The 8,741-nt window shown below is 67.4% G+C and carries 6 protein-coding genes and 1 pseudogene; 1 reads left to right on the top strand and 6 read right to left on the bottom strand.

Going from position 1 to position 8,741, the window contains the following annotated elements:
• Window positions 1-250: 250 nt before the first annotated feature.
• The 6 genes and pseudogenes from QZY03_RS13285 to QZY03_RS13260 all read right to left on the bottom strand — a co-directional run.
• A pseudogene (locus tag QZY03_RS13285) lies at window positions 251-496 on the bottom strand (carboxysome peptide B); the annotation flags it as partial.
• A 1-nt stretch (window position 497) separates the two neighbouring features.
• Window positions 498-749, bottom strand: coding sequence for a carboxysome peptide A (locus QZY03_RS13280; RefSeq protein ID WP_295581754.1), 252 nt, complete (start codon window positions 747-749; stop codon window positions 498-500).
• Window positions 746-2,299 (bottom strand): carboxysome shell carbonic anhydrase, encoded by a 1,554-nt coding sequence (locus QZY03_RS13275; RefSeq protein WP_295581752.1) that lies wholly within the window; start codon window positions 2,297-2,299, stop codon window positions 746-748. Before QZY03_RS13275 ends, QZY03_RS13280 begins: the two co-directional genes overlap by 4 nt.
• Window positions 2,300-2,317: 18 nt before the next feature.
• A complete protein-coding gene (locus QZY03_RS13270; RefSeq protein ID WP_295581750.1) occupies window positions 2,318-5,047 on the bottom strand; it encodes a CsoS2 family carboxysome shell protein in 2,730 nt (909 codons plus the stop codon).
• A gap of 75 nt (window positions 5,048-5,122) precedes the next feature.
• The gene (locus QZY03_RS13265; protein ID WP_295581749.1) at window positions 5,123-5,455 is read right to left on the bottom strand and encodes a ribulose bisphosphate carboxylase small subunit; all 333 of its coding nucleotides are present in this window, start codon (window positions 5,453-5,455) and stop codon (window positions 5,123-5,125) included.
• A gap of 32 nt (window positions 5,456-5,487) precedes the next feature.
• Window positions 5,488-6,909 carry a form I ribulose bisphosphate carboxylase large subunit gene (locus tag QZY03_RS13260; RefSeq protein WP_020504481.1) on the bottom strand — a complete coding sequence of 474 codons (1,422 nt, stop codon included), beginning with the start codon at window positions 6,907-6,909 and terminating at the stop codon, window positions 5,488-5,490.
• Between the two features lie 335 nt (window positions 6,910-7,244).
• Between QZY03_RS13260 and QZY03_RS13255 the strand changes: the two genes are divergently transcribed.
• The gene (locus tag QZY03_RS13255; protein ID WP_295581746.1) at window positions 7,245-8,180 is read left to right on the top strand and encodes a LysR family transcriptional regulator; all 936 of its coding nucleotides are present in this window, start codon (window positions 7,245-7,247) and stop codon (window positions 8,178-8,180) included.
• Window positions 8,181-8,741 lie beyond the last annotated feature (561 nt).

Raw genomic sequence — 8,741 nt, 5'->3', positions numbered from 1 at the left:
GGGCGAGGACTTGTTCGCCCTCGCACAGGGTGAGCATCTGGGTCGGGAGGTGGATGCGGACCAGTAGCGGCATTTTCGTTGTCGTTGTCGTTGTCGTTGTCGTAATCGAAGTTATCGCAGCGCCCTGATTCTCCGCATCGTTGCTCCGAATTGCAGTTGCTATTCCGATTACGATTACGACAACGACAACGACAACGACAACGATTGGGTTTGACTTGCTCTTGCCTCGTGAATTAGCTCATTGGCCGCTGCCCTCCTCCCACCGGTCGATGATGCCGGCGATGGTGAGGTCGGTCAGCACCTGGACATCGCCGACGGCGTACCGGGCGGCGGAGCCGCTGACGGTGAAGACCCATTTGCCCGGCGGGACCCCGACCGGGTCGCAGGCGACACTGAGCGCGCCGCGCGCGTCCGTGAGGACCCGCAGGGACAGATTCTTCAGACCCGGCGCGCGGCGCGTGGCGACCAGTTCGGAGGTCACTTGCATGATTTCCATGTCAGTCCCCTTTCCAATGGTCGATGATGCCGACGATGGTGAGGTCCGAGGGATACTCCTTGCTGCCGGCCGCCTCGCGGGCGGCGGAGGATCCGACGCAGATCACCCAGTCGCCGGGCATGCAGCCGATGGCATCCACCGCGACCTGGCGGGCGCCGCCAGCTTTCTCGCGCACCACCAGCAGGGGCCGATGGCCCAGTTCGGCGATGCGATTGGTGGAGACCAGAGTCTTTTCCACCTGCATGATTTTCATAGCGTCCCTCCGTCGACCAGTTCGAGCGGGCTGCCCGCGGGCCGGTCCTGCACCGATAACTGGCAGATCAGCAGGCCTTGGCCGGACAGGTCCGGATAGCGCGCGCCGATCGCTGCCGCGACCCGCCGCACCTTCTCGATGGTGCGCTCGCGGGCACCGGGCACCTGGCTGTCGTAGCGGTAGTGCACCGCGACCGGGATCGGCAGGCCCCGTTTGAGGTTCAGCCCTTTGAAGATCTTGATACCGACGTCCAGATGCGCCGCGCCCTCCTCCACGGTATGCAAGTGCGAGTAGTAGGAGATGTTGCGTAACTGCACCTCCTCGAAGCCGTCGCCGACGCTGATGTAGCGCTCCGCGTGGCCCACATCCGGGTAGCAGCCGTCGTACAGCGCCTGCACGTAGTCGATCTGAGACAGGTTGTTGATCAACAAATTGGCGATCAGTCGGCGCATCCCCTCGTGGGGTTCACCGGTGCCGGCCCCCCAGCCGGCGGTGGCGGCGGCCGCGCGGATCGCCTCATGGACGGCCAGTCGGGCCTGATCGGCCGAGAGGCCCTGGGTATCCCGAAAGACCTGGGCGTTATCCACATAGCGATAGGCATTCAGCGCGCCCTCGGCATCCGGGGTATGGATGCGGATGGCATCGGTATCGGTATCCACCCCGATCAGCAGCAGATCGGTGCCGGCGCCGCAGCAAAAGGAGTTCTCGATCGCCTGCCGAAACTGATTCAGACGCTCCAGCGCCGCATCGATTGCCCGGTGCTCGTTGCTGCCGTGGGCCGCGCAGCCCTCCTGACCGGGGGCCGAGCCGCTGATGTGATAGACCGCCACCTTGAGATAGCGGGTGTTGGCGTCGGCGGTGCTGGGCACGCCCTCGCGGTAGCGCCGCAACTCGGCCGCCATCCAGTGGCGCACGTCGGTCTCGATGTCGAACAGGGCGCCGGCGTAGGCCTTGTGCCAGGTGAACGAGGACAGCGGCAGGCGCAGGATGTAGCGCAGCAGGCCCTTGAGTCGTCCATCCGCGCAGGGACTGATGTCGACCGCGTGGAAGCCGCAATCCAGAAAAAAGTTGCTGGCGTCGCGGGCGGTCTCGCGCTGGGCCAGGAGATCCTGGGTGAACTGTGCGATGGCCGCCCGCAAGGCGCCGAAGGTGCAGTGCGCGAACAGCGCCCTGAGATCGGGCCCGGCGATCCAGGCCGAGGCCAGCACCGACTCGGGCAGGGCATAACCAAGCCGCGCCTGGGCGAGGGCTTGGGCCCGCTCCGGGAAGTCCGCATCACGCGGCAGGCCGGCGATGGCTTGCAGGGCCGGGACGATGGCGTCGAAGCGGCCCTTCACCGATTCTTCGCAGTAGGCCAGCCGAGCGTTGGCGGCCCGGTCGGTCAGGGCATGGGACCCCAGCGCCGACGACGCGCCGGCCGGCGCCGCGGCGCCGCCGCCGACGGCCGGCAGGGGCCGGGCGAGCGGCGTGCCGGCGGCGACCGCGGCCGCCGCCGGGCGGGTCCCAGTGGCCGTGCGGGCGCGCAGTGCATAGGCATTACGGGTGTTCATGGTCCATCCGACTCCCGCTTAGCCCCGGGCCCCGCCCGAGTAGGTGACGCAGGTCCCCTTGGTGTTGCCGCCGCTGCTGCCCGTGACCCGCGCCGGGGGCGGTGCCGCGGGGCGCTCCAGATCCTTATTGCCCCAGGCGCCGGCGGCCATGGGCAGCCGGTTCTCGCCGCGCAGGGTCAGGTTGCGGCCTTGGGCCCAGTGGCCCTCGGTGCCCGTGACCCGCCCGCTGCGCGCCCAGTCATCGCCGGTGATGCGCCGCCCGCTGTCCCGGCCCTCACCGGTGATCCGGCCGACGGATTCTTCCGTCGGCACGGCCGTTGGCGCCGCGACCGCTGTCGGCGCACTGAAGGCCGGCGCGTGGAAGTCCATAGGCTGTTCGTCCCGATAGCGGAACTCCGGGGTGCCGGAGACCAGGCCCGCGGCCAGATTGACCGGACCGGTGATCCGGCTCAGGCCGCCGTTGCCGACGCTGCCGAGTGCATTGCCGGTGATGCGTCCGCGCGCTGCCCGCGCCGGGGAGACGATGCTGAAGTCAGCCGGGCCCGGGGCGGCCGGCGGCCGGGGTTCGGCGTACGGCAACGGCTGATCGGCCGGCGCCAGATAGCGCGGGACACGGCGGGCGGCCGGGGCCGGAGCCGCGGGCGCCGTCTCCACCCACGCATCCGCCGCCGCGTGGCCGCCGCAGGCCCCGCCGCAACCACAGGCCCCGCCGCAGGCGCAGCCATCGGACTGGCCTGGACGTGGGCCGCCGCCGTAGGGCGTGCCGGTGATGGCGCTGGCGCTGCCGGGCTCGTTCCCGGTGACCAATGGGCTGCGCCCGAGCATGACGCCGGACACCTGTTGTCCCCGCTCGGTCCGGCTCACGCCGACCTTGTCCGCACGGGGGGCGGGAGTGCCTTCGCAGTACGCCTGGTACTGCTCCTGACCGACGTACTCGGTCCCGGTGACGGGCTGGCACTCTCCGTGCTCGTCACCGGTCAGTTTTGGGCCCAAGTTTGGGATCGAATCGGCTCCAAGGCTCACCGCGGTGCCGGTCAGCGTCCGTCCGGCCAGGGTGTGCATTGCGGACACCTTGACCGGGGCGCCGTCGCACAGGCTGGTCTGGCCATACTGAGAGCCGGTCACCCGCTCGCACGCGCCGGGCTCGTTCCCCGTCACCTTGGGCGAACGATCCACCAGGTTACCGGTGATCCGCTGACCGGCACGACTGCTGTCCTCGCCAACCTTGGGCGGGGGCGGCTCCGGACGGGTCCGGCAGATGGTCTGGAACTGCTCGTTGGACAGATATTCGGTCCCCGACACCGGCCGGCAGGCACCGGCCTCGTCACCCGTGACCTTGACCGAGCGCCCGACCTCCGTGCCCGACACCGGGCGGCCCGCCAGGGTGTGCGTCAGCGCGACCTTGGACGGCGGGCCGTTGATGGTCAGACGGGCCAGACCGGCATCGGCGTACTGCGACCCGGTGACGGCGTGCCGGGCCCCGGCATCGGCGCCGGTCACCGCCCCGGAGCGGGCTTCATCGGTGCCGGTGACGACCAGACCCTTGCGCTCGGTTGCGCCAACGGCGACCTTCGCCGGGCGCGCGGGCAGCATCGTGTTGCCGGGGCTGCTGGGGCAGAAATCGGCGAGGGCCTCACTCCCCAGGTACTCGGTGCCGGTGACCGAACGGCAGGCCCCGGACTCGTCCCCGGTCACGCGCGGCGAGCGCCCGACCTCGGTACCGGTCATCCGCTGGCCCTGGCTGGTCGCGCTCACGCCGACCTTGGGGACAGGGGGCAGCGGCCGGGTGCCGCAGAATTGGTCGAACTGCTCGGCGCCGATGTATTCGGTGCCGGTGATCACCCGGCAGGTGCCCGGCTCATTGCCGGTGACCTTCGGGTTGCGTTCCACCAGGGTCCCGGTGACGGGGCTGCCGGAGAGTGTGGTGCCGAGCGCGACCTTGGCCGGGGCGGGCGGGCGCACCCGGCCGCTGGGCCGATAGTCGGACGGCGTGCCGCGGCCGTTCTTGCCCAACTCGGCCCGCCGCTGGCGGGCCAGATCGCGGACGGACACCGCGGGCCCGGCCGCACCGGGGCGGATCCGGGCGGACCCGCGCCCTGCGGCCAGGCCGCGCGGGCTGGCGGGCAGGGCGGCCTGACCCCGGTGGGAGAGGTTCCGGCGACGCTCGCGGCACAGCTCGCGGACTGAGGCGGGCAACCCCTCATCCTCCGAAGACGTCTCGACCAGCGAGCAAATGGCGTCCAGGATCTGATCCGCTTCCCCGGTGTCTGGTCCCCCACTGCCGGCCGGTTCCGCGTCGACGCTGCCTGATTCGCTCAGCGCCGCCGGGGCCACCAGAGGCGCCGCCAGGGAGGATCTGGCGAATGCGGTTGTGCCGCCGCGCTGCCGGGCCGGACGGGAAGGCATCCCCTGAGCACCGGCCCGCGCCTGCGCTGCCCGGCGTGCGCGGGCAAGATCACGGCCATTGGTCGCCCCGCCCGCTGACACTCCGGACGGCACCGCGCTCGGGGACGCCGGGGCCAGGCCGACGGGCGCGTCGAAGGTCTGCACCGGAGCCGGTGCAGTGACTGGATCGACGCCGATTGGCCTGGAAGCGGGTTCGGGACGCACCGATGCCGCCGCCCTGGGCGCGTTGCGCGCCCCGGCGGACGAGGACTGGGCGCGACCGCCGCGCTGCGCCTGGTCGCGGCGTCGCGCCAGCGCCAGCGCCTTGCCGCTCAGCGCGGTGGTGGGCGTGGGACCAGACATGTTCAAATCTCCCTCGTGTATGGTGCGGACCGGCCGAACCAGAGGGATCGGCAACGGAGCGGGCTATCGGCGGATTTACCGGCCGCGGTGGACGACGAACTGCAGGCCCTGACTCTGGGAGAAGTTGTCGTAGCCGATCAGCCGCACATGGTTGGCGGGATGGGCACGGTGGCAAGCCTCGATTTCACCGAGGACCCGATCCACCGATTGCTCACCGAACATGGGCAGCTTCCACATGTACCAGAAATACTTTCCGGCGCGGTGGGGCTCCACGTGCTCGATGGCCGGATTCCAGCCCTGACTGATAATGAAAGCAATCTGCTCCCGGGTCTGCTCGGCGGTGAATTCCGGCAAATAGGAGAAGGTGCCGTATTTGGGGGTCGATTCGTAGTCCTGCATGTCGGCCATGGTGGTTACCTGATCAGTCGTGGTGAATGGAATCAGCGGTTCTGCACGTCGAGTTTGTCGACCGTGTCGAATTCGAACTTGATCTCCTTCCAGGTCTCCATGGCGATCTTGAGCGCCGGGCTGCTCTGCGCCGCCTTGGTGAGGATCGCCTTGCCTTCCTTCTCCACCGCCACACCGCGGTTACGGGCCTCGACGCAGGCCTCCAGGGCGACCCGGTTGGCCGCGGCGCCGGCCGCGTTGCCCCAGGGATGACCCAGAGTGCCGCCGCCGAACTGGAGCACGGCGTCGTCGCCAAAGATCGCCACCAGGGCCGGCATGTGCCAGACGTGGATACCGCCGGACGCGACGGCGAAAACCCCCGGCATGGAGCCCCAGTCCTGATCGAAGAAGATGCCGCGGGCGCGGTTCTCGGGCACGAACGACTCACGCAGCAAGTCGATCCAGCCGATGGTGGCCTCGCGGTCGCCTTCCAGCTTGCCGACTACGGTGCCGGTGTGCAGGTGATCGCCGCCGGACAGCCGCAGGGCCTTGGCCAGGACGCGGAAATGGATGCCGTGGTGCGGGTTGCGGTCGACCACCGCATGCATGGCGCGGTGGATGTGCAGCAACATGCCGTTCTTGCGGCACCAGCGGGCCAGTCCGGTGTTGGCGCAGAAGCCGCCGGTGAGGAAATCGTGCATGATGATCGGGCTCTTGAGTTCCTTGGCGAACTCGGCCCGCTCGTACATTTCCTCCGGCGACGGGGCCGTCACATTCAGATAATGCCCCTTGCGCTCGCCGGTCTCGGCCTCGGCGGTCTCGATGGCGTCCTGCACGAACAGGAAGCGGTCACGCCAGCGCATGAAGGGCTGGGAGTTGACGTTTTCGTCGTCCTTGGTAAAGTCCAGACCGCCGCGCAGGCACTCGTAGACCGCCCGGCCGTAGTTCTTGGCGGAGAGGCCCAGCTTGGGCTTGATGGTGCAGCCGAGCAGGGGCCGGCCATATTTATCCATCTTGTCGCGCTCGACCTGGATACCATGGGGCGGGCCGTTGCAGGTCTTCACATAGGCGAGCGGAAAGCGCACGTCCTCCAACCGCAGGGCCCGCACGGCCTTGAAGCCGAAGACGTTGCCCACCAGCGAGGTGAACACGTTGACGACCGAGCCCTCTTCGAACAGATCGATCGGATAGGCAATGAACGCATAGAAGCAGGTGTCGTCACCCGGCACATCCTCGATGGCGTAGGCGCGGCCCTTGTAGTAGTCCATGTCGGTCAGCAGGTCGGTCCAGACCGTGGTCCAGGTGCCGGTGGAGGACTCGGCGGCCACCGCCGCGGCGGCCTCCTCCCGATCCACTCCGGGCTGGGGGGTGATCTTGAAGCAGGCGAGGATGTCGGAATCCAGGGGTAGATACTCCGGCGCCCAGTAGGTGTGCCGGTATTCCTTTACGCCGGCCTCATATTTCTTCACAGCCATCGCGGTCTCCTGAGTTTGGTCACTGGCGGATGCCCGCCGGGGAGGAGCGGGATGGCGCCAGGTTAGAGTCCGCGATGCTTCAAGTTAAGCAAATAGATCTTAAGATTACGTTTAGCTAAACCGCGCCTGGCGCGGTATGCGATGTGTTTGGATGGGATCGGCCCCGGCAGATTCGACGATTGCTGGAGCCGGCGCGGTTTACCGGTTGAAAAAATATAGAGTTAAACCGCGTCTCACCGAGGGTGGTGAAATCCCCAAGGCCGAACACACCATGAAAATTACACATTTCGCGCTAGACGCGGTTTAAGCGGTTTAAGACGTGAGGATCGACCCGGATGACACTGCGCCACGCTACCCTCCATCAACTCCGGAGCTTTCCGGTGCTGGCCCGTCACCTGAACATGACCAGGGCGGCCGAGGAACTGCACCTGACGCCTGCGGCCCTGTCCATTCAGGTCAAGCAGTTGGCGGAAGCGGTCGGGTTGCCCCTGCACGAACAGATCGGCAAGCGGCTCTTTCTGACCGAGGCCGGGCGGCTGGTGGACGCGGCCAGCCGGGACATCCTGAGCCGTCTGGCCCAGTTGGCCACTGATCTGGCCGAGACCCAGGGGCTGGAGCGCGGCTGCCTGCGGGTGTCCATGGTCAGCACGGCCAAGTACCTGGTACCGCGACTGCTGGGGGAGTTTTGCCGCGTGCACCCCGGCATCGAGGTGGCGCTGGAGGTCATCAATCGGGATGAGATCCTGGACCGGCTCGTGCGGAATCAGGACGATCTCTACATCATGGGGCGGGTACCCGAGGGGCTCAGCGTCGTCGTCCAGACCTTCATGGACAACCCGCTGGTTATGCTGGCCCCGGCCGACCACCCGCTGGCCGGATTGCGCGCGGTCGATCCGGCCCGGTTGGAAGGCGAGAACTTCATCCTGCGCGAGCAGGGCTCCGGTACCCGGCTGGCCGCCGAGGATTTTTTCGCCTCCCACCGGCTGCGCCCGCGGGTCCGTATGACGCTCGGCAGCAATGAGGCGGTGAAGCAGTCGGTGGCCGGCGGTCTGGGGCTGGCGGTGCTCTCGGAACACACCCTGGCGCTGGACGTCGCATCCGGCGCCTTTGCCATCCTGGACGTGCAGGGCTTCCCCTTGCTACGCCACTGGTACGCGGTCTACCCGATGGGGAAACAGCTCTCGACGGTCTCCCGGACCTTCCTGGAACACCTCGCGGCCGCGGGTGCCGCCCAGGCCGCGGGGGCGCGCAACTATGGCCCTGAATTGTGACGGGCGGGTGTACCGTAGGTCGCCGCGGATGACAGCGACTGTGCCATTTCTTGATACCAGGACGACCCAAGCACCGGTCGGCTTATGCCGACCCGTTCGGGCGTTATGAGGCAAAATCGCCTCATAACGCGTATACGGAGGGAGTTCAAGCGCGGCCCCCTGCCGGTGCCTCTAAGCACCCTGAGCATTCGCCGAGAAAGGCACTTCACACGTTTTTTTCTCTTATTCTATTGTCAGAACAACGCGGGCATCCTCCGGTTTACGTGGCGTACCCGCAACGCGTTCGTGCTTTGTGCGGCAAGATTGCCTCATAACGCACGAATGGTGCGGCGAGGAACGGCGCGCAAGGGCTTGACAACTGCAAAAAATCCTGATCCAATCCGAAAAAGGCGACGCGTTATGGGGTAGTTCGTCTGCCGAAATCTAGCTAGGATTCACCCTTCGTGTATTTATGCGAGTCGTGTTTCCGCTCGAATTGCAGCGCAAATATTGTGGATGAAAAAATTCAGGATTCATGATAATCAGCGGGAGCGAGTCCGTTCGCGCATAACGCAGTTGATG

Source organism: uncultured Lamprocystis sp. (assembly GCF_903933125.1).
Classification (GTDB): Bacteria; Pseudomonadota; Gammaproteobacteria; order Chromatiales; family Chromatiaceae; genus Thiodictyon.
This window is presented reverse-complemented; position numbering and strand designations above follow the sequence as displayed.